This window comes from Cytobacillus oceanisediminis (assembly GCF_004366035.1).
Taxonomy (GTDB): Bacteria; Bacillota; Bacilli; order Bacillales; family Cytobacillaceae; genus Cytobacillus; species Cytobacillus oceanisediminis_C.
Genome location: NZ_SOEE01000003.1, coordinates 224,759 through 249,655, shown reverse-complemented (window position 1 = coordinate 249,655; position 24,897 = coordinate 224,759). Strand labels below are relative to the sequence as shown.

The window sequence follows — 24,897 nt, the reverse complement described above, 5'->3', positions numbered from 1 at the left end:
ATTCCCCCTATACCAATTTGGATTTTAATTCCTCTGTACAATGCTCTATCGATAAAGTGGCAGCCACTTTTGTTCCTTTTTCAAGCAGGACCTGTTCTCCATTAATCGAAATCAGGCAGCTGGACATTCCAAGTTTGCGAATAAAGCAGATAACAGCTTTTGGCTGCTGCAGGATGCTTTGATGATCGTTCAATAACTGCAGGAGCATTTTCCCTTCCTCGATATGGATATTTCCCGATTCAAGCAGGATGGAAAGGATATAGAGCTTCAAAGTCTCATGGTAATTAAATTCGTTAAATTCCCCCTGTGTCTCGAAAAAGATATTCATAACTGGTTCAGAAGCTATTCCTTTTGTAATCAGGCTTTCCTTTGTCAGCTTCAGATTTGAAGAATTCAAGGAAAACAAATCTGCCAGCTCATCCAGCGATAGGCTATCCTTCATCTTTTGTATTTTATCGACCCGCTCAAGAATTTTCTCTTTTGGGAAAAATGTCTCCTGCCCTGTAAAAGTTGATTTTCTGACAAACCAATCCTCCGGTATCAGGCTTTTCCTTTTCCACCGATAAAGCTGCCCATAAGAAATACCCGTTAAATCAAGGACTTCTTTTTTTGAGATTAATTCATCGCTCAATTCCAGGACCCCTTTCTGATGGTATCATTGTAACATAACACTGTTACGTTAAGAATAATGTATTATTCATTTTTTTCCGAGACTTTTCGACAACATCCCGGTTTTGGACTATGAAATTAATTAAGATGCACTCTATCAACGAAACAGTGTTCTATTCAAACAAAAAGACCTGGCTCTCTAGAACCAGGCTTCTCTTCATTCGTATATTTTTAAAAGGTTATATTGCTTTCCAAGATACTGATAATTTTGCCTGCGGTACATTTCCTTTGGAGTATCATCTCCATCTGCAACAAGGATGATGGTTTTATCCTTAAACTGATCCATCACCGCTTTCTGCAGGCTCCTGCCGATGCCCTTTTTCTGAAAATCCTCATGGACCATCAATCCATCAATTTCAGCTGTGTATTCCTTTATAATAACATCTACCGACCCGGCAGCTTTCCCTTTATAAAATGCAATGAACTGCATAATCCTTTCATCATTATAATTCCTTAAATGCTGATCTTTCTTTTTCTCGGCATAATTAATCCCGTAAACCGAATCCTGCTCATGCTGAAATTCCAAATAATCATTCCAGGTTTCATCCGTAACATATTCTACTATAATTTCTTCCTTTTCCTGAACATCAGGAAAATCAGCTGGATGAATCGCAAATAACTCTAAATAACCAACCGTATAATCATCATCCTTCTCAAGGATGGCCAAAAGTTCTCCGGAAAGCTCCTCGTCATCAGGAAAATAAAATCTTACATGCTTTTGGCCATAATATTGATGAAAATTTCTTAAATATTGATGAGCCTTCTCAAACTCCTGAACAGAAGGCATTCTTTTAAAAGCAATAAAGCTGCTGTCATACTGAAGGAGCATGTCAGGGTTATGATTGTGAATAAAAAGGTCATTTTCCAGTATTGTGTGTCCCGGTTTATGGATAGTATTAAAAGTGATTTTTTCCATCGGCTTCTCCTAAAATAGCAAACACTTTAGTTTTGCAAAAATTTATATTTTTTATCTGTAATAAGCACATCATGGCAGCGCATTAAAGTATTCTTTAATTCCAAGAGTACTGTTGTTATCATAAGCACACAGGAAATCAGGTCATATTCCTCCCCTTATCAAACTGGAGGAAATTACGATCATCTTCCAAAATAAAACTTGTCCTCCGCTTTTGGCACATGCAGATATATAAGAGACTGCATTAATGAATTGATAAAGGATATGGCCGCCGTTTGACCATTTAAGATCATCTATTATTTCAATTAACCATGCATTCATTAAAATTACCGCTTATAACTAAAAGATGCTGGGCAGGCATATCATGTATTTTGAGATATCCTTTTTCTAATCCTTATCAAATATTTCATCAAGTTTGTCTGCATAAAAGGTAATTGCTTTTTTATATTGCATAACTTCCGGGTCATCAGAAGTTTCGGCCACACACCTTAGGAGCATTTCCATTGCCTCGCTGTGCTTGCCTAAATTATGGAGTGTCATGGAATAGAACACCTGGATTGCACGATTAGCCGGAAACTGGGAGATTCCTTTCTCGAACACCATCTTTGACTTTTCATATTCACCAAGTGTCCGGTATGTGCTCCCAAGACCCAAAATGGCACCTGGCAGGTCAGATTCAGGCAGCCCAAGCTCGATCGCTTTTTCATAATGAGAAACCGCTTTTGATTCCTCCCCTAGAACGTCAAAACTCCAAGCGCACTGATAGTGAATGACTGGGTTTACAGGATACTCTTCAGCCAATTTTACAAGCAGAAGGCTGGAATCTTTGTATTTTCCGAGATTGCGAAGCACAATCGCTTTTTCTAAATCCGTGCTCATATGTACCTCCGATTACAGCTTTCTTTCTATTATATCTAAAAATTGCAAATAATGGGTATGGCAAAGCATTAACTTTTCTGCAAAATTGAATTATGTCTCGATGCACTATTCTTTCACTTCAACCGAAGCGATTTCATCAAACATGACCTTCTCAAGAAACCCATCTTCCAATTCCAGATAAATTTTTCTGCTGATGCCATCCAGCCTGTTTACCCTCCCTGTGTATTCGTGGAAAAATCCTCCCCGCCAGACTTTTACTTTTAGAAAGAAGGCATATTCCATTGCATAGTGAATTTTATTTTCATAATCCTCCAATTCATATTCATCAATAAGCGGCTTGTTTTGAGCCATTTGTTCAGTTTCCAATTTTCTTAGCATCGCCCGGTGTTCCGGCATGAAGTGGGCTGGCTGCCATTTTATTTTCCCTCTGTCTTTTAGCGGCATAGCAAATCCCTCCACCCTATATTATAGAACACTTGTTCTTATTTTAAACCTGTAGAGCATAAAATCTCAAGCTGGTTCATTTGGATAATAAAAGTACGAGTGGTAAAATAATCTTTAACTCTCTGAAAAGATTGGTGAAACAATGAAGCAGTTTCCTATAAAACACCGGTGGCTCGGGCGTTTGCTGGCATCCGATCCCGGGCTTATCCGATTTCAAAAAGCTGGACGGGCCACTTTAAGTTTAATGGCTTCAGTCTTTACGACTTTGTTCTTCATGCAATTGGCTGGAGCTGATGCCGCTCTCACTCCGGCGATCGTGTCCGGGATGGCAGGCATGCTTGGCATCATGATTGTGATGGATGACTCAAAAAAAGGTAAGATGCTCACAACTGGTTTACTTGGACTTTCAGCCATGGCAGGAGTATCGATCGGTTCACTATTGGCTGAAAGTACGGTCTTTGTCGATATTGCCATGGTTCTGTTAATCTTCCTAAGCTTTTATTTGACCCGCTTTGGTGTGCGGTATTTTTCTCTATGCATGATTGCATTCATGACACTTTATTTTTCGTCTATTTTAAAATTATCAGGCAGTCAGCTTCCATCCTTTTACTTCGGCATTTGGATTGGAATCGCGTATGCTTTCCTGTTCAATTTCATCCTTTTTCAGGACACCGCGAAAAACCTGAAAAGAAGTATTCGCTCCTTTCATTTCCAAAGTAATTTTACGTTCAATCTCTTAATTGAGGGAATGCAGAATGAGAATATGACTTCCCATCAGAGGGAGGAATTGCGGAGAAATGTACTGAAGCTCAGGGAGTATGCTGTCATGGTTTCGGAATATGTAAATGATGAAGATGTTCATAAATTATGGCCTGGGCTGACTTCTTCCCAGCTGAGGTTATATATATTTGATGCAGGTATGCTGATTGAAACACTGACAGACTCAATTCGAAGCTTAAAAAAAGCGAATGCCCTTGAAATTGATGAGCTGAGAAAACTCCTGGTTTGGGTAACCCGTTCTCTTCGCGATGCTGAAGTTCTTGCCCAACAGTATGAAGAACAAAATCTTCGTGAAGCAGAGCTTGCTGTACAGGCACTTCGCCTGCTTATTATTGATTTGTTCAGCCGGGAAGACAAACCTGCAGGATGGCTGTTTTTGATCAGGCGGATCGAGTCCATTGCGAACCATGTCATCGAGGGCGGCATAACCATACAGCAGGCACTTCATAAAGTGAAAGACAATAAGAATAAATTATCCGAAGAGATAGCAGATTGCGAGAATGAAGATGAACCATCTGAGGAAGATAAGGGCATCAAACCTTCCACCAAAAAGGCTTTTCAGGCATTGACTGCTGCAATCATTTCAATCATTGCCGGTGAGATCCTTTCGCCGGACCAGCCTTACTGGGTCCTTTTAACCGCTTTTATTGTTTTGCTCGGAACCGAGTCGATTGGGCGCATTTATACGAAAGGTTTTCAGCGTTCGGTTGGAACGATTATTGGAGCAGTAATAGGATTTACACTTGCAAGAGTGGTCAGCGGTCATTCTTTCCTTGAGATTACACTGATTTTTGCAGCTGTTTTTTTCGCCTTTTATTTGTTTGAGGTCTCCTATACGTTAATGAGCATGTTCATTACGATGCTGGTTGCTTTTATGTATGACCTTTTACTGGGAGGTATTTCATTTTCCCTTATCAGCGCAAGGGTGATCGATACTATTGCCGGAGCCGGCATTGCATTCGGAGTTTCCTTATTTATTTTCCCAAAGAAAACGAAGGAAAAAGTGGCGGATACCTTAAATGACTACTTACAAGAACTGAAGCCGTATGTCACTGAGTATGTGAAAAGCTTCCGGGAAGATGTGAACGTTAAGGAGCTTTCAGGCAAAGGGTTCTTATTGGATCAAAAACTTAAAACTATAAACGTTGAAGCGCAATCCCTGATAAAAAAACCCGGATCCCCGCGCCATGCCGACGTTAACAGATGGATTACACTATTCTCAGCCATCAATTACTATGCAAGACACCTTGTGGCTTCCTCCTACCGAAAGGGATTCGACTATCCCGATGAGCTTGTCGATGTTTTTATAAGGATTGAAGAAAAGCTTGAATTAAATATTGAGACATTAATGGATCTGATTAAAGACAGCGGAGACGGAATGCTTGTCTATAGTCTTGAAAATGAAAGGGAACAAATTGAACGATTGGCACCTGCAAGGCAGCAATCCCAGCGTGATTTAATTCATCACCTTTATTTCGTCTGGAGAATTAACAAAGCAATTATGGAGTTGGCAGAAGATCTTGGTGCAGGGAAGGAGCAATAATGCTCCTTCTTTTTTATATGAATGGTGAGATGCTCTTTCAGTACGTATTTCAAAAAAAGAGCGATGCACTTAATGCATCACTCTGACTATGTTCATTTTTTTATTTTGAGCAGCCGTAAACTATTCAAGGTTACCAGCAATGTTGCTCCCATGTCTGCAAAAATGGCAATCCATAAGGTCAGCCATCCTGGAACTACCAGCAATAATGCCAGCGCCTTGATTCCAAGTGAGAATGTAATGTTCTGTTTAATGATCCCTAACGCTTTTTGGCTGAGCTTAATGGTATAAGGCAGTTTTCTCAAATCATCTGACATTAACGCAATATCTGCTGTTTCGAGTGCTGTATCAGTTCCCACTCCGCCCATGGCAACACCAACCGCAGCCGCAGCAAGGGCAGGCGCATCGTTGACACCATCCCCTACCATTGCCACACTTTGATGGCTGGCACGCAGTTCTTTAATAAAAGCCAGTTTATCCTGAGGCAGCAAATCAGCTTTAATCTCTGAAACACCAGCTTGCTTTCCGATTTCCAAAGCAGTTCTTTTATTGTCACCTGTCAGCATGACCGTTTTTATTCCCATTTCATTTAATTTGCTGATCACAGTTTTCGAATGGTCCCGCATTTCATCTGCAACAGCTATTAAAAGCAGAATTTCGCTTTCTGTGCCCAGAATCATGACGGTTTTACCCTGGGTCTGCAAATCTGATATTTGCTTCTGAATAAAGCTGTCCATGCCGCTATGGAGCTCTTCAAAAAGATTGGGGCTGCCAGCATAATAGAGGACACCATTCACTGCAGCTTTTACTCCCTTGCCGGTAATAGAGGTGAATTCCTCCGCATTCAGCCCATTAAAATCAGAGCCCATCTCTTCTGCTTTTTTCATGATTGCTGAAGCAAGGGGATGCTGTGACCCCTTTTCAATGGCTGCCGTGATTTGGAGGAGGTGTTTTTCTTCACCGCTAATGGTGATAAGGTCTGTAACCGCAGGCACCCCCTTTGTTAATGTGCCTGTTTTATCAAATGCAACCGCTTTAAGTGCCCCTGTTTCCTCCAGGTGGATGCCGCCTTTAATTAACACACCGTTTCTTGCCGCATTTCCGATCGCTGTTACGACCGCTACTGGCGTAGAAACAACGAGTGCACATGGACAGCCGACAACCAGTGCAGCAAGACCCTGGTAAATCCACTCACTCCATTCCCCGCCAAACAGAGGAGGAACAACCGCAATTAAAAAGGCTAAAACAATGATGGCAGGCGTGTAATATTTGGCAAACCTATCGACAAACTGCTGTGAAGGAGCTTTTTCCGCCTGTGCTTCTTCCACTAAATGAATGATTTTGGCAATAGTTGTATCTTCAGCACGCTTCGTTACTTTTACTTCAAGCAGCCCTTCTTCATTCAGTGTTCCTGCAAAAACCTCATCACCTGCAGTCTTTACTGCAGGCACACTTTCTCCTGTAATGGCTGCCTGGTTCAGGGATGAGGTCCCCTTTAAGACCACTCCATCCATGGCCAATTTCTCACCTGGCTTAACAATCATAACGTCACCAATTTGAATATCATCTACATGAATGAGCATTTCTTCATGTCCCCGTCTGACCAATGCTTCATTAGGAGCTATATCCATCAGGGATTCAATGGACTGGCGTGCTTTTTCCATTGAAAAGCGCTCAAGTGCTTCACTGATGGCAAAGAGGATGACAACCATCGCTCCTTCTCCCCATTCGCCAATGATTGCGGCTCCAATAATGGCGATTGTCATCAGGGTGCTCATATCAAAGTTCAATTTAGCAAGGTTTTTGAAGCCTTTCAGGAATAAAGTATTACCGCCTATGATGATGGCTGCTGCATACCCTGCGATTGGGTATAAATGATCCTGTCCATACGGTTCGCTTAAAAACCAGCTGACGACAAGAATAATTGCTGAAATATAAACTTTAAGATTAGCTTTCTGTTTCCAGAATGGCTCCCGCTCCACCGCTTTTTCATTCTCGGCACGCAGCTTCAGATTTTCGAAGGCACCGGCTTTTTCGACCGCTTCCATAGAAGCTTTCCCTGTAACGGTTATTTTGGAAGCTCCAAAATTCACATTTGCATCTAAAACGCCATCCAGGCGTTTCACGTTCTCTTCGAACGTCTTGGCGCAGCCTGCTCAGGAAAAGCCCTGAACACGGTAGGTTACCGTCTCCTTCTCCGCAATTCCTGCTTGTTCAGACATTGGCTTTCACCTCATTTCCGTGTTCAAGCGCAATCATCATTAATTGCCTGATGTGATCATCATCCAATGAATAAAAAGCCAATTTGCCTTCTTTCCGAAACTTAACAATTCCCTGCTTATGCAGAGTCCGCAAATGATGGGATGCCGTTGCAACTGTTGCACCAATGATATTGGCAATATCACAGACACACAGCTCTTCATCCCTGCATAGTGCATAAGAAATCTTTGCCCGGTTCTCATCAGCAAGAGCCTTAAATAATTGGGCAGCACCTGAAAGATCTTCCTTCACCAGTTCCCCTTGAATGCGGTTCACTTTTTCTTCATCAAAACAGTAAATATCGCATGTATCTTTAGAGCCCACCATGATCTCACCTCATTATTCAAACTTTTATTTGAATATATTATACCTCGTCTGAAAACTTATTCAAACATTTATTTGAATATTGTATGAAAAAAGGAATCGGATTGCTCCGATTCCTTTTATTTCTTTACTTCTTCTTTCAATTTTATCAATAATTCATCCGAATTCTCCGCTGCAATCATCTTACCGTCTACCATGGCATAAGGTGATTGCCTGCATTCTTTGCATCTGCTCTGGCATTCGTATTCTTTATAGTTAATATTCTTCTGGCTCAGAAATTGATTAAATGCAGCAAAACTCTCTTCTTTTAAAAATTCATCCAGATTCCGCTGACAAAATTCAATCGAAGCCGTTTTTTGCTTTGAGAATAGTTTGTTGATGAGTTTCACCTGATCAAACTTCCTTTTGATTTTTCTTTAAAAACTCTGGTGGCAGTATATATATTGCTTTCCCTAATCCATTTGGTAGCCGCCCATTTTTCTCCCTTTCTTACAGGCACACTGCTATGGACTGACAATCGGTCCAGCTGCCCCTGTTCATTGGCATAATGGAAGTAAATGGCCGCACCCTTTTTGGGAACAAATGAAAGTCCAGCTTTAGAAAAGACCGTTTCACCGCCATCAGCCACATCATTCAAATAGATGAGGAATGTGCCAACCCGCTGTCCGCCTTTGCTGGCATCCGCCATGTGGGGAGGAAAGAAATCAAAGTGAGGCTTATATTCTTCACCCAATCCATAGTTTAAGATCTGAAGGCCTTCGCCATTTTCTGCCGGATAACCTGTCAATTCAGCGATCCTCGTTTCGATTCTTTCGACCAGTTCATTTTCTTTAAGTCGGAAAGCCATGCTCTTGCTTGTCCTTCCTGAACCCTCCCGTTCTTCCCCAGAACCCATATCCACCACCAGGGATGGCTGCAGTCGGCTCCTTGAAAGACTGATAAGCTCATCACATTCTTCTGAGCTGAGCACCTGATCCAAATGGAGTACAAATGGCTTTTCATTTCTGGAAAGCACTCTTACGTCCTTGTCACTGGTAAACAGGATATTCCCCTTCCTGCCTATTTCGGGGACTTCATAATTATATCGAATCTGCTGGCCTTCTGTCGTCTTAATTGCTTCATTTCCAGCAATTTTATATAAAGTCTCATATGCAAACCGGTTATCAAAACCCTTCTTAATCAAAGCGTTTGCAAGTGCAATCGGACTCACATTACTTTTTAGCGCACCCACAATCCAATCCTTCAGTTCATCTGATATCTGCATAATCTTCGTCATCATCGTCCCCCTGTATGACTCACTGAAAACACCCGTTGGCCAGATATAGAAATATATGTATTTTATTATACTATTATTAAAGAAGGAACTGAATCGATTTACCTGGTAATTCTGATAGTTCTAATTTTATATAAACTGATTCTCTTTAGAGTGCCGTTATAAATTCTTATAGATTCATGAGGACTGTTTTCTCAGCGCTGCTCTCATTTCGGCTTCATGAAGCATTCATGACGACCATCTTCTTCTCACTCCTCGATTTTTCAGCTTCATAATGCATTCATGACAACCATTTTCTTCTCACTCTACGACTTTTCGGCCTTATGACCTTCACAAAAAAACAGGATAGAGCATCCCACTCTATCCTGCACCGGCCATTTTACTTATTACCCTCGACATTTCTTCTCATTTTCGTTAAAACATCTTCAACAATTCTCAGCTCTTCTTTCGCTATGCCCGACGTGACGATCGAGTGAAACTCCTCTGTGATGGGATATACATGCTCACTGAGATTTTTGCCATTTTCCGTTAGATAGACATTCAGAGATCGGCTGTCCTCTTTATTCATGCTTTTTTTGATAAACCCTTTCTTTTCAAGACTGCTCAGCATTCTGGTAATGTTGGATTTATCTTTGTCCAGCCGCCTGGCGATTTCGTTTTGGCTTAATCCGTCTTCTTCCCAGAGAAGCATAAGAATCAGGTTCTGCTCCGGGGCAATATTTAAGTGGGCTAATTTATCCTTAATATAGCTTGTTAAGGTAAGGTCTATTTGATGGATCTTAATGCTTATATAGTCATTAAATCTGGTTTTCATTTAATATCCCCTATCCTCTTTATTGGTGGAAAATTTTATTGAAATTAAATAATTCTGTCATATACACCAGATAACTTTCCTTTACTTATCCAATCATGATTTTCTCTTCAGCATATTTAAAATTAGCTTTTTCTCTTTTTCTGGCAAGTGCGAATGCAAGAGTTAAAGGACCCACCCTGCCTGCAAACATCATGAATGCAATTAATTGTTTTCCTAATGGACTCAGTTCCGGAGTTAATCCAAGAGACATCCCCACAGTGCCGAAAGCAGAAATAACTTCAAATAAAAGCATATTCAGCGGTGCATTTTCTGTCAAAGAAAGAAGAAATAGAACCAAAGCTATTAATCCCATAGAATATACTGTAATCGTAAAAGCCCGAAAAATTAATTCCTTCGGGATTCTTCTGCCCATCAGATTAACTTCTTCATCTTCTTTGATGAGGGCTCTGACAGCAAGCAGGATTAAAGCAAAGGTTGTTACTTTAATGCCTCCTGCCGTTCCGCCTGATCCTCCGCCAATAAACATTAGAAGCATGGTAATAAGCTGAGAGCCCATTGTCAGCTCACCTGTGTTAAGCGAATTAAAGCCAGCTGTTCTTGGAACGACTCCATGAAAATAAGATCCTAAAAGTTTTTCCTTCATTCCCAATTCACCAATTGTCGCGGGATTATTGAATTCTAAAAGAAATATGAAAACTGTGCCTAATATATTTAGAATCAGTGTCATCAGCAAAACCAATTTCGTATGAAGAGAAAGTTTCCGCAAGCTTTTATTGACTTTTAAATCAAGCAGCACGATATAGCCAATTCCTCCGATGATAAACAGCGAGCTTAACGTCAAAATGACAGGAAAGTCCCCTGCATAACCGGTAACACTGCTAAAGTCGCCCATAATATCAAACCCGGCATTATTAAAAGCTGAAACCGAATGAAAAGCCCCATAATATAAAGATTTCGGAAATCCAAAATCTTCAGCCCACCGAACAGCCAAAATTATGGCACCAATTGCTTCAACAATCAGAGTAAAAGCCACTACGAATTTTACGAGACGTACCATCCCTTCAATTGTAAGCTGATTTAATGATTCCTGTATCATCAGCCTTCCCTTTAAGCCAATATTTTTCCCAAGCATAATGGCAATGAGAACTCCAAATGTCATAAAACCAAGTCCGCCTATTTGTATAAGAGCCATAAGAACCACCTGGCCAAAAACAGTAAATGTTGTTTGTGTATCGACGACGACTAAACCTGTCACACATACAGCAGAAGTTGCTTCAAATATGGCATCAATAAACGATAAATGATGCCTGTCACTAGTTGAAAAAGGGAGCATAAGCAGCAGGGTGCCAATTGCTATAAGAATTAAAAAGCCAATAGACAAAGCCTGTGCAGGATTCATCCTGATCCATGTGCTGGGCCGCTCAATTCTTCTTTTCCTTCTGGTTTCTTTGTACATGGTCCATAATCTCCTTCATTAAAATGGTAAACATCATTGAAAAAGCTTACACTCCATGCCTCTCAAACCGGCCAATCCCTTTATTGTGTCCCATTACAATCAGGACATCACCCCTTAAAATGACCTCTTCAGCTGGAGGAGTAACGATTATTTCCTTCCCGCGCTGAATCCCTACGATATTACAGCCATACTTAGCCCTAATATTCAATTCAGACAGAGATTTTCTGGCAATTTTATCGGTGGCCACAATCTCAACCATACTGTAATCTTCAGACAGCTCAATATAATCAATCATCTTTTCCGAAACAATATGGTGGGCAATCCGCTTAGCCATGTCCCGCTCCGGGTGGATAACTCGATCGACGCCAATTTTATCGAGCACCCTGGCATGATACTCATTATGTGCCTTTGCCCACACCTTTGGAATCCCCATTTCTTTTAATAACAAGGATGTCAATATGCTGGACTCAATGTTTTCACCAAATGAAACAAATGCATGATCAATATTCTTAATCCCTGATTGCTTTATAGCAGCTTCATCAATGCCATTGATTTGAACTGCATATGTCACAAACTGTGCGTATTGATTTACTTTCTCCTGGTCGACATCAATTGCGAGCACTTCCACTCCCAATTCATGAAATTCCTTTACGAGACTTCCGCCAAAGCGGCCTAAACCAAATACAGCATACTGTTTTTTCATTAAAGAAATTCCCTTCTTTTTGAAAATGAACACAAAAAAACCACTCTTAAAAAGAATGGCCAATGGTTTCCATCAACCCTTCTCTCGATTCGGCTTACGGAGTTAGCTGTCGGATTAGGGATTGAGAGTATCCCTTCTTAGCTTTAATATGCTAAGATTCACCCCAAGATAAACCAGGTTTATCAAAATTGGTTCCCCCGCTCATAATGATTCAGCAAAAAGGTTTACTATGAAATTAATAAGTATAAATTACTCCCATGGAAATCTCTTGTCAATCTTTTTTTAACATAGTATGTAAAATAAAAAGCACCTCCCTGTAACGGAAAGTGCTTTCCCAAAGATTATTCCCAAATTGCTGATGCCCACTCGGGATAATCTATAAATGGATTGCGGTTATGCTGGTAATCAGAATAGATAATTTCGTTTCTTCTCCGCTCGTTATCGTCTACCGGATCTTCCTTATGCCACTCAAGCAGGACAGACATTTTGCCATGATAAGGAGCAGAGCCATTATTGACCAGATTGTTTAGCTCCAGATCCACTTCTCCGCTGTCTCCTTCATAACGGACGGCCATATAAAAAAGCATCCTCGCAACATCCCCTTTTACTTCATCCCTGGGTTCCCAGGAATCTGAATCATAGTAGTTTCCCAGTGCCTCTGAATGCTGGGTGCCCCCATCGTCAAAGTCAAGATTCCCTCTCGAACTATTTACAGAAGCATCTGTTGGCCGTAAATGATGCAAGTCTGTTCCTGCACCCATTACAGTTCCAAAGTCCCCGTGAGATTTAGCCCAAACATGCTCCCTGTTCCAATCATTGACGCCAGAACCATTGATAAATTTCCCCTGAGATCGGCCAGTATACAAAAGAATGACGTTATTGGGATTTCCAGGATCTTCATCGGTCTCGCGCAGTGCTTCCCATACATTCGAATAGGAAATTTCCGTGTGGTCATCAATGATAGTATGGAGGGCTGTTTTTAAAGCCTCCCCTGTTTTTCCGTTTGCAGCATCATAATATCCTCCAGGTTCAGGGCCGGGATCGGCTGTTCCATCACCAGCTTGTTCGAAGGCAGTCCCATCTTTTAGCCCCGGATGAGAAAAATAGGCGGTAAGCGTTCCGGTTACCTTAATTTTTTCTCCAACCAAGGATGGATTGGATTTTAAGCCAAAAGCTGAGCGAAACGCGGAAGGAATTTGAACATAAAGCATCCTGGCTGTGCTGGTCTCTGATGGACTATCAGCCAGGGCCAAAGCATAATCATTTGGAAACCCGCTGGAAATAACCGTATTTGCCGCAGTCGGCTGTCCAACCACATAGCCTTGAACCGTTTTGGAAGAGTTGTTTTGAGTATTGATTCCCTGTGAAACCGAATATGGTGATGACCAGGATCCATCCCCGGCAGCTGCCCTAGTGATAGAATTTTGAATGGGCATCACGATCATAATGACAGTAACCAGAATAAAAGTTAACAGCAGGCCTTTTTTCTTATGATTCAGCATTCATTCGCCTCCATATTTTTTTGAAAGGACTAATAAATAATCAGAAAAGCCACAATCTTCTCCAAGTATAAATGAACACCTTCGGCCATATCATGAGGTTTTGGTCCCAAAACTTTACTTTTCACACAGAATTTACAAAACTTAACTACGATGCAATTTATGTAAAATGCTTACTTTTTTAAAATGCCCAGATACTGAATCCAAGGACCAACATCAGTCCTGTATCTATTTGCCAATACTCGTGAAATCTGTGAAATATGCGTAAGGTCATGAACTGCCCAAGTGGAAATCAATTCCCTGACTCTCACTGGACCAAATGCTGGATGAAGTCCTGTCTTTTCGAAATGAATTTCCAGATCAGGTATACCTCTAAGTGTGGCCAAATTTTTCATTCTAAGGGTCTTAAAGGCATCAAGTTTTTCTTCAAGTGATAGATCCTTTGACACATTTAAATGGGCAAAGCGGTCAAATGGAGGGAAGGGCTTGCTTTCCCCTTCCCCCAGAATAAATTTCAGCCGTGGAATCCAATTTTTCTCCTCGCCATCAATCAAATGATCAACCACTTCGGCAGCATTCCACGTGCCTTCCCCTTCATTGCCATTAAGCCATTCCGAAGATAGACCGCTTAGTAATGCATCCAGCGTATGGGGTGTCCGTTCAAGAATCTCAATAGCCTCTCTTAAATGAAAATTCATATAACCGCTCCTTATTAAACAGATGATCAGAAACAAACATACACGTCGTATCTAAGCTTCTCTAAAAGTCTTTTTCAATTTCTTCCATTACAGTAAATGGCCCATAAGATTTATTTGATGGCACCACAAGGGTTATCCCGCTTTCAGGGTAATAGGCAGAATGAAAGCTGACTCCAGGGTCATATCCCATGAGGTGATATTTGAAGATGGCTTCGTTTTTCTTGCTGATCCATAATCCGTAGCCGTAATACTCATTCTCATCTGCTTTTGCATGCGGGGTCATAAGCTTTTCAGTATACTCCCCGCTCAGGAGCTTATCATTACACAAAGCTTCCCAAAATAAGATCATATCCTGAGCAGTAACATAGGCTCCCCCGTCAGAACTGCCTCTGATGGGCAATGAATAAATATTGGTTCTCCATGTCCCTTCTTCACTATCTATATAACCAATTGCTGTATTTTCAGGAAGATTGTCAAATCGGAAAAAGCCTGAATCCTTCATTCCACATGGTTCAAAAATATGGGATTGGATATAATCATGGAAACTCAGTCCTGTCTTCTTCTCTATAATTAAACCCAAAAGGATATATCCGGCATTATTATAATGAAATTTCTCCCCTGGCTTAAACATCATCTCTTTATTCTGGAACATAGGCAGAAAATCTCTAAGATGATTTAATAGATACATTGGCCTTTCTTTCCACAGCTCCTCAAAATCATCCATAACTGACTCATCAAAATAGTCAGGCACTCCGGATGTATGGGTTAACAGGTGATGAATGGTAATTGTCTCATCAAATAAGGGAAAAACATCCTCCAATATATCTTTAAGTCTTGTTTCGAATGATATGAATCCATTCTCGACTAATTGACAAATGCCAACCGCCGTAAAAATCTTACATCCGGAGGCGATGTCAAACCTGGTGTCTGGATTATTGGGGGTTTCATTTGCTCTATCAGCATCCCCCTCTGCTAATTGAAGGATCATACCCTCCTTTTCTTTAACAAATACGACACCAGAAAAACCAACATTTTTAATTACAGAACTTAACCTTTTATCATAATCCCTAATTAACATGTGTATTCCCCTTTAAGGTATTATTCCAATGACCTAAAGCAATTGCGGGACAGTAATAGCGGACTCAATAAAAACATATCATAAATTTCCATATTTTAGTTAAAAAGAGCGGTTCTTCCATAAGAAAAATCCGCTTAACCTTTTAGTATTTTATAAATATTTCTCAAATGCAGTAATAGTCAGTGATTCATTTATTTCCATTTTCTTTAGCTCTTTAAAACCATTCTTTAAATAAAAATCGACAGCAGGGGTATTCTTAGAGCCTGTTGTAACAATCATTTTTTCAATCATCGGCCTCAGTTCAATAAAGTTCAGCAGCTTTTGTGCTATTCCCTTTCTAAAATATTCAGGATGCACAATCAGTCTATGAATATCTAAAACATTATTTTCTTCTTTAAAAGAAATCACACCGCATAACTTTTCACCAATAAAATACCCAAAAAAGGTCTCCCCGGTTATTCGCAAGGCATCAGCCGTATCCTTCAAAGGCGGTAAATCAGGAAATCCAATGATTTCAGCCTCAATTTTATAAGCGGGAAGCTGTACGCTTAGAACCTGCTCAGCAGCTTTTCGATCTTTAATATTAATTTCCTTAATCATTATGGTCCCTCTTTTTATATTAGTTTTAAAAATAAATTCTCTACCAAAGATAATTTCCCTCTTTTTTGGACGAATGACGACCTTCCAATTTAAAATGATAACTAAAGAGGTGAATAGAATGAATTTAAATTATGAGGTGATAACAGAAGACAAAATCAGCTCTTACCGGGATTTATCCAATGGGTTGATGGCTTTTCAGAAATCTAAGGAACATATCACACCTGAGCGTTTTGACAGCATGAATTTTGAAACAAGAATGATTACATCCGTAAAATCCGCTATACATAATTATATTGTGCTCGTTACGGACGATTAAGAAATCGTTGGCAATGTCTATTCCAATGTCTCTCCTAAGGAAGCATACTCAATGATTTCGTCACTTTTTTTGATCAAACTTCAGTCGAAAAAAACAATGTTGGCTGCTTATCTCAATTCTTTATAACAGATGGCTGCAGACAATATGGAATCAGTCTTTTTTAATAAGTCGGTGGAATGGTTAAGCCAATTTAAAGATGTTGAAGATTATTTTATCTATGTGTCAAATGGGAATTCAGAGACCCTTGAATTTAATACACGCAAAGGGTTTACTGTTAGTCACAATATCCTTGAGGGCTTTATTAAAGTTTTGCGCAAATAAGAAAGGTTATTCCCCAAGGATTGACAACAGGAAAAAACGTTCCCAATAATCAGTAATCCTGCCGAACCAATTGAATAAAATCAGTGGCGAAAATAATCCAGCGGAAATCTTAGCTGGATTTTTTCAGGCATATTTTCATCAGCCATTTTCCCATAACCAAGATACCCATAATCCTAAAAAATAATGGTGGACATTGTCATAAATCTTGTTATAATTCTATAAGAAATTACTTTGAAAAGGGTGCTTTATGGGAAATACATGCAGATATGTTGTGAGTGCCACTGGGAAAAACGGCGAAACTTATTATACGCAATGCAAGGATAAAGAAGAGTTAAAAGAGTGGCTGGCCGAACATGAAGACAAGCTGAATAAGAAGGAACTGAAAGTGAAGGACAAAAAAAGACATCCTCTTTTTAGCTGGCTTAACTTTTAATCTTATTGCTCAAAAGTCAAATTGACCTTTCCTATTAAATTACTATTTGAAGTATAGTAACCTTAGTAATCATAGATAAGAAAATCGTATGATTTACAACTTTTATGATTATTGTTAATATATTAAAAAAACATTAATAATTTTCGCTTAATCTTAATTGAGCGGGGGAACCAACTGTACTTTTTAATAAAAGTACTTGGGGTGAATCCTTTTACAGGTAGGGTACTCTCAAGACCCGAATCCGTCAGCTAACCTCGTAAGCGTGTTGAGAGGGAAACACTGCATAAATGCACAGTGGTTATTACCTCTGTGTTTTTTTGTTGCCTTTTTTAGTTAGGTTTATGTTTTTTGGGGGTAATATAGGAAAGGCAAAATATTTTTTGTTTATATTTTACATTTTTTTACATCATTCATTGGAGGAACGTGTATGAAATTATCTACTAAAATTATTCTTGCTCTGATTGCAGGTGGAATCACAGGCCTTTTAATTAATTTATTTGCACCTGGCATTTTCCCTGAGCTTGACAAGTTTTTATTTACACCGCTTGGAAAAATCTTTTTAAATCTCATCAACATGCTGGTTGTTCCGATCGTCTTCTTTTCCATCACTCTTGGTACAGCCGGTCTTGGTGACCCAAAGAAATTAGGAAGAATTGGGATTAAGACAATCTTATTCTTCTTGGTTACGACCAGCATTGCAATCGTCATCGGTCTTGGTTTGGCAGCCATTTTCCAGCCAGGAAACGTTGGTGAATTTGACGTAACAAACGCGGAGTACGAATCTAAAGAAGCTCCCCCTGTCTCAGAGACACTATTAAATATTATTCCAACCAATCCGGTAAAAGCTTTCACAGAAGGCAACATGCTTCAGATTATCACCTTTTCCATTTTTGTAGGATTTGCATTAACCATGCTTGGGAATAAAACAAAAGGCATATTAAATCTAATTGAACAAGGCAATGACATCATGATGTATCTTGTTAACCTGGTTATGCGGTTTGCACCGTATGGAACATTTGGACTTATTGTTTCGGCAGTAGGAAGCCAGGGTCTTGATGCCATAAAAGCCATGGGGCTATATATGATCGTCGTAGTTCTTGCACTTCTTATTCATGCCATTGTCACTTATGGCGGCTCTATAGCACTTATTGCCAAAAGAAATCCATTGTCATTCTTTAAGGGCTTTGCACCTGCCATGGGCGTTGCTTTCAGTACATCAAGCAGTAATGCAACACTGCCTATTTCCATGAGCACAGCACAAAAAAACCTGAAAGTTCCTGAATCCATCAGCAGCTTTGTCCAGCCGCTCGGCGCAACCATTAATATGGACGGAACAGCCATCATGCAGGGGGTTGCCACCATTTTTATTGCTCAAGTATATAATGTTGATTTAACTCTCACCCAACTGATCACAGTGGTCCTTACTGCCGTTCTGGCCAGCGTTGGAACAGCTGGTGTGCCTGGTGTCGGTTTGATTATGCTTGCGATGGTCCTTAACTCGGTTAATCTTCCTGTTGAAGGTATCGCATTAATCATTGGTATTGACCGTCTGCTTGATATGACGCGAACAGCAGTCAATATTACTGGTGATGCTGCATGTGCAGTGATTGTCGCTGAAACAGAAGCAAAGAAAGAGGCCGTTAAAGCCTGAATGTAAAATAGCACCGGTTATCCGGTGCTATTTTTTTGGTAATCTCTTCCACCCTGCTTGTTTCTCTATACAAATTCATTGATTTTCTATTAATTTTTAGTATAATTAGTTTCATAACCATCACGTAACAGTTTGGAGGAATCCTCATGGGACTGAGAAGTTAAGAATAGGAGAATTAGCTGAAAAAGCAAAGGTTACTAAGAGAACGATTGATTACTATACTTCTCTTGGCCTGTTAAAAGCAGAACGTTCCCCTTCAAATTATCGCTATTATGATTATTCCGCCATCGAACGTATTGCTTTTATTGAAAAATGTAAAGCTGAGGGTTTGTCGCTGGAGGAAATAAAGAAAAAAGTCATCAGCCGGTTTTCTGAAGAAGTAGATGTTCTAGAACTAAGGCTCAAAATTCAGGATCTGGAGGAAGATGTGACAAAAGCACTTTCTCAGCTCAAAAAAGCTGATCCCGAAAAATATGAATATGTTAAAAAGAATATTTCACACGAAAGCTTATCATTAATACAGTCATTGCTTTTATTACTCAACTGATATCTTGTGCCAAAACGATTTTTTGGTTTTTGGAGCATTATGGATATCTATTTGGGCACAATTTAAGTAGTGAACTTATTAATGGATTATACCCATTTTTAGGAGGTGTATGTCTTACTTTTTGTAAGACTGCTCGTTGACAACCATAAATTTATTACTGATAGCACTATTAATAGCATTAACCGCATTCTTTGTAGCAACTGAGTTTGCGATTGTAAAAGTACGTGTTTCCCGAATTGATCAGCTGATCGCTGAGGGAAATAAAAGGGCAATAGCAGCTAAGAGAGTCGCCACTCATCTTGATGAGTATTTATCAGCCTGTCAGTTGGGGATTACCATTACCGCGTTAGGTCTGGGCTGGCTTGGTGAGCCTACGGTTGAAAAGCTATTGCATCCGGTATTTGCAAGATTTGAGATCGCCGAATCCGTTACCCATATTTTATCCTTTGGTATTGCGTTTGCTTTAGTTACCTTCCTGCATGTTGTTGTAGGTGAACTTGCACCGAAAACCGTTGCGATTCAAAAAGCAGAGGCAGTTACATTGGCGTTTGCAGCACCGATTATCTGGTTCTACCGTTTGATGTTCCCTTTTATTTGGTTTTTAAATGGATCTGCTCGTGTACTTGTTGGCATATTTGGTTTAAAACCAGCTTCCGAGCATGAAATCGCCCATTCAGAAGAAGAACTGAGAATTCTTTTATCGGAGAGTTATAAAAGCGGTGAAATCAATAAAAATGAGTTGAAGTACGTAAACAACATCTTTGAATTTGATGAAAGAATTGCGAAAGAAATCATGGTTCCTCGAACTGAAATGATTACCTTTGCTTCTGATGACACAATAGAAGATATTATGCATACCATCCAGACAGAAAATTACACACGATATCCAGTCGAAGATGGAGATAAAGACAATATTCGCGGATTTATTAATGTAAAAGAATTTCTGACGGCCAGTCTCACAAACAAGATCACCCCGGAGAATCTTGAGCTTGACTCCTTTATTAATCCAGTGATCCATGTAATTGAAAGCATCCCGATTCATGACCTGCTTGTAAAAATGCAAAAAGAACGCATCCATATTGCCATTCTAATGGATGAATATGGCGGAACTTCCGGATTGGTGACTGTTGAAGACATTCTCGAAGAAATTGTCGGAGAAATCCGTGATGAATTTGATGAAGATGAAGTTCCTGAAATTAGAAAGCTAAATGACAACCATTATATTCTGGATTCCAAGCTTCTAATAGATGATGTCAATAATCTGCTTGGTACAGATTTTGAGCATGAAGACGTTGATACAATTGGGGGCTGGTTCCTGACACAGCATATGGAAGCTGAGATAGGAACAGAGATTGAAGCTGATGGATTCACATTCAAAGTCCACGAAAAAGATGGACACCAGCTGCATTATCTGGAGGTTTTTAAAAGCAAGCCCCTATTAGACTAATAAAACGGCAGCTCCGATTTCGGCAGCTGCCGTTTCTATTTGGCATGTCTATATAAATACTTGATTGTTTTCCTTTTACCCGTTAGACTGACTTATGTACGTTTTATATCTTTGAACTTCGTGAACTGTCCAGCGTAAGCAGCCTGCCCCCTCGAGGTCACAAGCCAATCCCCCAAAAAGCAAAGAACGTTTTTCCGTGAGGCTCGACTTGTGCTTGTTGGGGGGTAGCAAGGCGCTTGCGCTTTTCTTATTAATCAACAGGATGTGTGGCTATGTCAGAAATTATCATCAGCTTTATTGATTTTTTAAAACAGTTTTCTTACTTTGGTATTTTGCTTTCCTTATGCTTTGAATTTATCCCGGCAGAAGTGGTTCTTCCTTTGGCAGGCTTTTGGGTCTACCAGGGAGACTTTAATTATTATTTAGTCGTATTAGCAGGTACAGTGGGAGGAACAATTGGACCGCTGACGTTATATGCATTGGGTAGATATGGCGGCCGTCCAATGGTTTTAAAATACGGAAAATATTTCTTGGTTTCGCAAAAACAGATTGATGCTTCGGACAAGTTTTTTGAAAAATATGGCGCAGGGGTAGCTTTCTTCGCCCGTTTTATGCCAGTTGTCCGTACAGCGATATCCATTCCATGCGGGATGGCCAAAATGAATGTGTGGAAGTTCTCTATCTATACATTCCTGGCAATGCTCCCAATAACAGCCTTCTATGTTTATTTGGGATATAAACTGGGACCTCACTACAAAGAAGCAGAGGAAATTTTTAATAGCTATGCCCTGCCTCTAGCCCTGATCATCATTGCAGCAATCATTATTATGTTCACTTACAAATATGTAAACAAGCGTAAAAAAAGTCAAAGCATTTAAATATAATTGGAAACGGCACTGGATGGACAGTGCCGTTTTCTATTTGTCTTTTATACAAAAAACTTTGAAGCCCAGGCGATGTAATAGGCACCAGGTATAAACATGATTTGTGCAAGGACTGTTCCAATCAATCTGGAGGTAACCATCATAATGGAAATTCCTTTTAAACTCGAATATTTAGCCTTACCGTGGACAACATTATCTGACATAACAGAAATTTTCGGGTCCACAAAAATCGATAGAAGGATCGTTGCCACACCGTTTATGAGTCCTGACGCCATAACAGCCGTATTTGAGCTAGCAGTTGTAAGCAAGGAAGCATATAGGGCCGCAAGTACTCCAATCGTATATATGGCTGTTACAAACATATTAAAAATAAAAAGCCGTTTTGGAATTTCACTTAATTTAAGCCCATTTAAATAGGAAATTCTCGGAATCTTAAAATGTTTAACCATTCTCTTAGCCGATTTCCAATTAAACCCCATTTTCAGTAATGAAGGAACCGACCCTTCCTCATCTGCAAGACGGATTATCGCTCTTGAGAAAATGGCTATGAACGTTGGTAGCAATAGAATTCCAATTATGGTCCCTATTGTGGATGCCCCTATTAACACCCTGAATTGACTCTCCACAAAAACGAGAAAGTTTTGTTCAGGCGCAGTATCAATAATACTGCCAAGCAGAGGCTGCTGACCCATGTTTGCCATTCGAGAAACAATGACAATGGTACTGAACAAAGAAAGCCCTGATGCTATCAGCTTGACCCTGGCACCCGATAATCGGACTGCATAAGCCAGTGTTTCAATACTATGTATAAGGATAATAAATAAAGAAGTAAACACGATTTTCCCCGTCATTAGATCCAAAAAGAACACTTCTTTCGGTTTTTCCTAATTATACCATTATGCTAATAATGTTTGAAGCGCGACGAAAAAGGTAAATTCTGATGCATAATCCCTATACCCATATCCCCTATTCCTTTCTTCATCTCTTCCCTGCCTATCACCAGCATTAACATGCATAAAAGAAAAGAACTTAAGGGGATACAAATATAGCTTTGGCTGATTAACATATAAAGGGAAATTAAAATGATATTGCCGCCACCCTATGTTCTTAGTTTACTCATTGATTTCCATCCCCAATTGCAAATAATACATTTCCTATTATTTTCCGGCATCGTGTTTGTCGAGCATTTCCTTAAGAAATTCCTCAGATTTCCCTCTTGGAATACTGAGGCTTTCCCACTCCCCGTTTTTTATTAGCTTGCCGATATAAACAATCTGTCCAACATGGTAAGAATAATGGGCCATCTGCCTTTCTATTGCATCCATTACTAGATGGCTCTCGCCTCGAATAACGATATTTTTAAGCAGATCCTGCTCTTTTAAACTATCTAAAGCGGAAAACAGTACCTTCCACCCTTTTTCCCAAATCAATATTAGTTCATCCTTTGAGGCTGAGGCTGTTGAAAACTCTTCATCTCTGTTTCGATAAGGCTTTTCTCCATCTGATGTCAAAAAATCGGTCCACCGTGAAACCATATTGCCGCTCATATGCCTGATAATTACCGCTGTACTATTGGACTCTTCATTGCAGGCCCAATTCAATTCCTCATTGGAAAGCCGCCGAATGGTTATATCCGCTAATTCCTTCACTGCCTGCAATCTTTTCTTTACGATCATTAGATAATTTGCACCTAAGCTCATGTTATGGCCTCCTTTTTACTCATTAGAACCTAAACCTGTGAAATCGTTTTGATGCATTCTCAGGATTAACTACCATTTTCCTTCTACCCTTGTCTTTTTCGTCGTTATTCTTCTTGATTAACTACCATTTTCCCTCGACCCTTGTCTTTTTCGTCGTTATTCTTCTCGATTAACGACCATTTTCCTTCTAACCTTGTCTTTTTCGTCGTTATTCTTCTTGATTAACTACCATTTTTCTTCAACCTTTGTATTTTTCGTCGTTGTTCTTCTTGATTAACGACCATTTTCCCTTGACGATTGCCTTTTTCGTCGTTATTCTTCTCGATTAACTACCATTTTCCCTTGACGATTGCCTTTTTCGTCGTTATTCATCTCGATTAACGACCATTTTCCTTCTAACCTTGTCTTTTTCGTCGTTATTCTTCTCGATTAACGACCATTTTACTTCTAACCTTGTCTTTTTCGTCGTTATTCTTCTTGATTAACTACCATTTTTCTTCAACCTTTGTATTTTTCGTCGTTATTCTTCTCGATTAACGACCATTTTTCTTCAACCTTTGTCTTTTTCGTCGTTATTCATCTCGATTAACTACCATTTACCTTCTACCCTTGTCTTTTTCGTCGTTATTCATCTCGATTAACTACCATTTTCCTTCTACCTTTGTCTTTTTCGTCGTTATTCTTCTCGATTAACGACCATTTTCCTTCTACCCTTGTCTTTTTTGTCGTTATTCTTCTCGATTAACTACCATTTTTCTTCAAACTTTGTCTTTTTCGTCGTTATTCATCTCGATTAACTACCATTTACCTGCTACCCTTGTCTTTTTTGTCGTTATTCATCTCGATTAACTACCATTTTTCTTCAACCTTTGTCTTTTTCGTCGTTATTCTTCTCGATTAACTACCATTTACCTTCTACCCTTGCCTTTTTCGTCGTTATTCTTCTCGATTAACGACCATTTTCCTTTGACCTTCGTCTTTTTCATCGTTATTCTTCACGAAGCATCTGAAGCAGCGCCCTTTATTTGATATTTACCTGCTCATAAGATTGCAATAAGTCTTCCACAGATAAACCACTGATCTTCCGCTTATGTTACTATCGATAATTTCAACATTTTTCAAGCTGCTGCTTTTTATTTTACTGCCATCTAAGTTACAGAAATAGGAAGTCTTATCCTCCCTAAGATTCGTGTCAGAAAATCTTACTCGCTTAATGTAACTTTTTCATTCATTAATTCCAACTGAGAGTTCTCCTTTACCATGATAGAAAGCAAGAAGGACGCCCCTTTTATCCCTTTCTCTGAATAAGCCCATACCCAAGCCCAACCGGATCCACCAGATAGGCAAGATAGAAATCATCAAATTCCATTTTGTCCCTTACCACCATTGCCCCATTTTCCTTTGCCAATGAAATGGATTCTTCAATCGATTTCACTTCTATCTGAATACGGATTCCATGCGGGTAATCGTGTGGTCCTTTACTGATGCCCGCATTTACGGCTTGATTTTGGTCATTTCCTGTCTTGACTGGCCAATATCCCCAATTCGGTTCCTCAATCTCCCATCCGAAAACATTGGAATAAAACTCAGCTGCTTTTTCCGGATCCTGGCTGTTTAATTCAAATCCGATTACTTTCGCCATTGGTATCGCCTGCTTTCATATATTAAC

General features: G+C 39.8%; 26 protein-coding genes and 2 riboswitches. Of the genes, 7 read left to right on the top strand and 19 right to left on the bottom strand.

All coding sequences use genetic code 11. The features are described 5' to 3' along the window. Positions 1 to 7: 7 nt before the first annotated feature. From DFO72_RS09470 to DFO72_RS09455, 5 genes are all read right to left on the bottom strand, one after another. Positions 8 to 631 carry a YhbD family protein gene (locus tag DFO72_RS09470; protein WP_113881459.1) on the bottom strand — a complete coding sequence of 208 codons (624 nt, stop codon included), beginning with the start codon at positions 629 to 631 and terminating at the stop codon, positions 8 to 10. Positions 632 to 826: 195 nt separating this feature from the next. Then, positions 827 to 1,585, bottom strand: coding sequence for a GNAT family N-acetyltransferase (locus tag DFO72_RS09465; RefSeq protein WP_113881458.1), 759 nt, complete (start codon positions 1,583 to 1,585; stop codon positions 827 to 829). A 141-nt stretch (positions 1,586 to 1,726) separates the two neighbouring features. Further along, complete coding sequence (locus DFO72_RS29420; RefSeq protein WP_166672454.1) at positions 1,727 to 1,903, bottom strand: hypothetical protein; 177 nt, start codon at positions 1,901 to 1,903, stop codon at positions 1,727 to 1,729. Between the two features lie 66 nt (positions 1,904 to 1,969). Then, positions 1,970 to 2,461, bottom strand: a complete 492-nt coding sequence (locus DFO72_RS09460) for a tetratricopeptide repeat protein (protein ID WP_113881457.1) — start codon at positions 2,459 to 2,461, stop codon at positions 1,970 to 1,972. A gap of 105 nt (positions 2,462 to 2,566) precedes the next feature. Further along, a complete protein-coding gene (locus DFO72_RS09455; RefSeq protein ID WP_113881456.1) occupies positions 2,567 to 2,905 on the bottom strand; it encodes a YolD-like family protein in 339 nt (112 codons plus the stop codon). Positions 2,906 to 3,047: 142 nt separating this feature from the next. On the opposite strand from DFO72_RS09455, the gene DFO72_RS09450 reads away from it, so the two are divergent. Next, positions 3,048 to 5,228 (top strand): FUSC family protein, encoded by a 2,181-nt coding sequence (locus DFO72_RS09450; RefSeq protein ID WP_243856110.1) that lies wholly within the window; start codon positions 3,048 to 3,050, stop codon positions 5,226 to 5,228. A 92-nt stretch (positions 5,229 to 5,320) separates the two neighbouring features. On the opposite strand, the gene DFO72_RS09445 is transcribed toward DFO72_RS09450, so the two are convergent. The 11 genes from DFO72_RS09445 to DFO72_RS09395 all read right to left on the bottom strand — a co-directional run bounded on the left by DFO72_RS09445 (position 5,321) and on the right by DFO72_RS09395 (position 15,929). Beyond that, positions 5,321 to 7,447 carry a heavy metal translocating P-type ATPase gene (locus tag DFO72_RS09445; RefSeq protein ID WP_113881454.1) on the bottom strand — a complete coding sequence of 709 codons (2,127 nt, stop codon included), beginning with the start codon at positions 7,445 to 7,447 and terminating at the stop codon, positions 5,321 to 5,323. Next, positions 7,440 to 7,808, bottom strand: coding sequence for an ArsR/SmtB family transcription factor (locus DFO72_RS09440; RefSeq protein ID WP_061793441.1), 369 nt, complete (start codon positions 7,806 to 7,808; stop codon positions 7,440 to 7,442). Before DFO72_RS09440 ends, DFO72_RS09445 begins: the two co-directional genes overlap by 8 nt. 119 nt (positions 7,809 to 7,927) lie before the next feature. Further along, the gene (locus DFO72_RS09435) at positions 7,928 to 8,197 is read right to left on the bottom strand and encodes a DUF1450 domain-containing protein (protein WP_113881453.1); all 270 of its coding nucleotides are present in this window, start codon (positions 8,195 to 8,197) and stop codon (positions 7,928 to 7,930) included. Continuing rightward, complete coding sequence (locus DFO72_RS09430) at positions 8,194 to 9,087, bottom strand: 2OG-Fe(II) oxygenase (protein WP_113881452.1); 894 nt, start codon at positions 9,085 to 9,087, stop codon at positions 8,194 to 8,196. The genes DFO72_RS09435 and DFO72_RS09430 overlap by 4 nt, the downstream gene beginning before the upstream one ends. A gap of 373 nt (positions 9,088 to 9,460) precedes the next feature. Next, positions 9,461 to 9,895 (bottom strand): MarR family winged helix-turn-helix transcriptional regulator, encoded by a 435-nt coding sequence (locus tag DFO72_RS09425; RefSeq protein ID WP_113881451.1) that lies wholly within the window; start codon positions 9,893 to 9,895, stop codon positions 9,461 to 9,463. An 85-nt stretch (positions 9,896 to 9,980) separates the two neighbouring features. Continuing rightward, positions 9,981 to 11,351 (bottom strand): TrkH family potassium uptake protein, encoded by a 1,371-nt coding sequence (locus DFO72_RS09420; protein WP_113881450.1) that lies wholly within the window; start codon positions 11,349 to 11,351, stop codon positions 9,981 to 9,983. Positions 11,352 to 11,397: 46 nt separating this feature from the next. Next, positions 11,398 to 12,054: a potassium channel family protein gene (locus DFO72_RS09415; RefSeq protein ID WP_113881698.1), complete on the bottom strand. Its 657-nt coding sequence runs from the start codon at positions 12,052 to 12,054 to the stop codon at positions 11,398 to 11,400. Positions 12,055 to 12,130: 76 nt separating this feature from the next. After that, a riboswitch (cyclic di-AMP (ydaO/yuaA leader) is annotated at positions 12,131 to 12,281 on the bottom strand. A 114-nt stretch (positions 12,282 to 12,395) separates the two neighbouring features. Beyond that, positions 12,396 to 13,556: an endonuclease gene (locus tag DFO72_RS09410; RefSeq protein WP_113881449.1), complete on the bottom strand. Its 1,161-nt coding sequence runs from the start codon at positions 13,554 to 13,556 to the stop codon at positions 12,396 to 12,398. A 170-nt stretch (positions 13,557 to 13,726) separates the two neighbouring features. After that, positions 13,727 to 14,251: a DinB family protein gene (locus DFO72_RS09405; protein WP_113881448.1), complete on the bottom strand. Its 525-nt coding sequence runs from the start codon at positions 14,249 to 14,251 to the stop codon at positions 13,727 to 13,729. A gap of 61 nt (positions 14,252 to 14,312) precedes the next feature. Then, positions 14,313 to 15,329: a serine hydrolase domain-containing protein gene (locus tag DFO72_RS09400; RefSeq protein ID WP_113881447.1), complete on the bottom strand. Its 1,017-nt coding sequence runs from the start codon at positions 15,327 to 15,329 to the stop codon at positions 14,313 to 14,315. Between the two features lie 150 nt (positions 15,330 to 15,479). After that, positions 15,480 to 15,929 (bottom strand): GNAT family N-acetyltransferase, encoded by a 450-nt coding sequence (locus DFO72_RS09395; RefSeq protein WP_113881446.1) that lies wholly within the window; start codon positions 15,927 to 15,929, stop codon positions 15,480 to 15,482. Positions 15,930 to 16,047: 118 nt separating this feature from the next. On the opposite strand from DFO72_RS09395, the gene DFO72_RS29875 reads away from it, so the two are divergent. The 6 genes from DFO72_RS29875 (at position 16,048) to DFO72_RS09365 (ending at position 21,522) form a co-directional block, all read left to right on the top strand. Next, a complete protein-coding gene (locus DFO72_RS29875) occupies positions 16,048 to 16,245 on the top strand; it encodes a hypothetical protein (RefSeq protein WP_243856109.1) in 198 nt (65 codons plus the stop codon). A 568-nt stretch (positions 16,246 to 16,813) separates the two neighbouring features. After that, positions 16,814 to 16,999: a hypothetical protein gene (locus DFO72_RS09385; protein ID WP_113881445.1), complete on the top strand. Its 186-nt coding sequence runs from the start codon at positions 16,814 to 16,816 to the stop codon at positions 16,997 to 16,999. A 134-nt stretch (positions 17,000 to 17,133) separates the two neighbouring features. Next, positions 17,134 to 17,278, top strand: a riboswitch (cyclic di-AMP (ydaO/yuaA leader). A gap of 148 nt (positions 17,279 to 17,426) precedes the next feature. Continuing rightward, on the top strand, positions 17,427 to 18,650 hold the full coding sequence (locus DFO72_RS09380; RefSeq protein WP_113881444.1) for a dicarboxylate/amino acid:cation symporter: 1,224 nt from the start codon (positions 17,427 to 17,429) through the stop codon (positions 18,648 to 18,650). 166 nt (positions 18,651 to 18,816) lie between these two features. Continuing rightward, the gene (locus DFO72_RS09375) at positions 18,817 to 19,197 is read left to right on the top strand and encodes a MerR family transcriptional regulator (protein WP_113881443.1); all 381 of its coding nucleotides are present in this window, start codon (positions 18,817 to 18,819) and stop codon (positions 19,195 to 19,197) included. Between the two features lie 136 nt (positions 19,198 to 19,333). Next, complete coding sequence (locus tag DFO72_RS09370) at positions 19,334 to 20,644, top strand: hemolysin family protein (protein WP_113881442.1); 1,311 nt, start codon at positions 19,334 to 19,336, stop codon at positions 20,642 to 20,644. Between the two features lie 272 nt (positions 20,645 to 20,916). Further along, positions 20,917 to 21,522, top strand: a complete 606-nt coding sequence (locus DFO72_RS09365; RefSeq protein WP_113881441.1) for a DedA family protein — start codon at positions 20,917 to 20,919, stop codon at positions 21,520 to 21,522. 50 nt (positions 21,523 to 21,572) lie between these two features. Here the strand turns inward: DFO72_RS09365 and DFO72_RS09360 are convergent, their stop codons facing one another. The 3 genes from DFO72_RS09360 to DFO72_RS09350 all read right to left on the bottom strand — a co-directional run bounded on the left by DFO72_RS09360 (position 21,573) and on the right by DFO72_RS09350 (position 24,870). Continuing rightward, on the bottom strand, positions 21,573 to 22,388 hold the full coding sequence (locus DFO72_RS09360; protein WP_113881440.1) for a lipid II flippase Amj family protein: 816 nt from the start codon (positions 22,386 to 22,388) through the stop codon (positions 21,573 to 21,575). Between the two features lie 297 nt (positions 22,389 to 22,685). Further along, the gene (locus tag DFO72_RS09355) at positions 22,686 to 23,228 is read right to left on the bottom strand and encodes a DUF1572 family protein (RefSeq protein ID WP_113881439.1); all 543 of its coding nucleotides are present in this window, start codon (positions 23,226 to 23,228) and stop codon (positions 22,686 to 22,688) included. 1,288 nt (positions 23,229 to 24,516) lie between these two features. Next, positions 24,517 to 24,870: a VOC family protein gene (locus tag DFO72_RS09350; RefSeq protein WP_113881438.1), complete on the bottom strand. Its 354-nt coding sequence runs from the start codon at positions 24,868 to 24,870 to the stop codon at positions 24,517 to 24,519. Positions 24,871 to 24,897: the final 27 nt, after the last annotated feature.

Bases quoted from the DNA above. Each gene is read 5' to 3' on its own strand.
- DFO72_RS09415 (WP_113881698.1), bottom strand. From the start codon at position 12,054: ATGAAAAAACAGTATGCTGTATTTGGTTTAGGCCGCTTTGGCGGAAGT.
- DFO72_RS09380 (WP_113881444.1), top strand. From the start codon at position 17,427: ATGAAATTATCTACTAAAATTATTCTTGCTCTGATTGCAGGTGGAATC.
- DFO72_RS09410 (WP_113881449.1), bottom strand. From the start codon at position 13,556: ATGCTGAATCATAAGAAAAAAGGCCTGCTGTTAACTTTTATTCTGGTT.
- DFO72_RS09350 (WP_113881438.1), bottom strand. From the start codon at position 24,870: ATGGCGAAAGTAATCGGATTTGAATTAAACAGCCAGGATCCGGAAAAA.
- DFO72_RS09405 (WP_113881448.1), bottom strand. From the start codon at position 14,251: ATGAATTTTCATTTAAGAGAGGCTATTGAGATTCTTGAACGGACACCC.
- DFO72_RS09355 (WP_113881439.1), bottom strand. From the start codon at position 23,228: ATGAGCTTAGGTGCAAATTATCTAATGATCGTAAAGAAAAGATTGCAG.
- DFO72_RS09460 (WP_113881457.1), bottom strand. From the start codon at position 2,461: ATGAGCACGGATTTAGAAAAAGCGATTGTGCTTCGCAATCTCGGAAAA.
- DFO72_RS09385 (WP_113881445.1), top strand. From the start codon at position 16,814: ATGGGAAATACATGCAGATATGTTGTGAGTGCCACTGGGAAAAACGGC.
- DFO72_RS09425 (WP_113881451.1), bottom strand. From the start codon at position 9,895: ATGAAAACCAGATTTAATGACTATATAAGCATTAAGATCCATCAAATA.
- DFO72_RS29875 (WP_243856109.1), top strand. From the start codon at position 16,048: ATGAATTTAAATTATGAGGTGATAACAGAAGACAAAATCAGCTCTTAC.
- DFO72_RS09400 (WP_113881447.1), bottom strand. From the start codon at position 15,329: ATGTTAATTAGGGATTATGATAAAAGGTTAAGTTCTGTAATTAAAAAT.
- DFO72_RS09450 (WP_243856110.1), top strand. From the start codon at position 3,048: ATGAAGCAGTTTCCTATAAAACACCGGTGGCTCGGGCGTTTGCTGGCA.
- DFO72_RS09455 (WP_113881456.1), bottom strand. From the start codon at position 2,905: ATGCCGCTAAAAGACAGAGGGAAAATAAAATGGCAGCCAGCCCACTTC.
- DFO72_RS09395 (WP_113881446.1), bottom strand. From the start codon at position 15,929: ATGATTAAGGAAATTAATATTAAAGATCGAAAAGCTGCTGAGCAGGTT.
- DFO72_RS09420 (WP_113881450.1), bottom strand. From the start codon at position 11,351: ATGTACAAAGAAACCAGAAGGAAAAGAAGAATTGAGCGGCCCAGCACA.
- DFO72_RS09430 (WP_113881452.1), bottom strand. From the start codon at position 9,087: ATGATGACGAAGATTATGCAGATATCAGATGAACTGAAGGATTGGATT.
- DFO72_RS29420 (WP_166672454.1), bottom strand. From the start codon at position 1,903: ATGAATGCATGGTTAATTGAAATAATAGATGATCTTAAATGGTCAAAC.
- DFO72_RS09465 (WP_113881458.1), bottom strand. From the start codon at position 1,585: ATGGAAAAAATCACTTTTAATACTATCCATAAACCGGGACACACAATA.
- DFO72_RS09365 (WP_113881441.1), top strand. From the start codon at position 20,917: ATGTCAGAAATTATCATCAGCTTTATTGATTTTTTAAAACAGTTTTCT.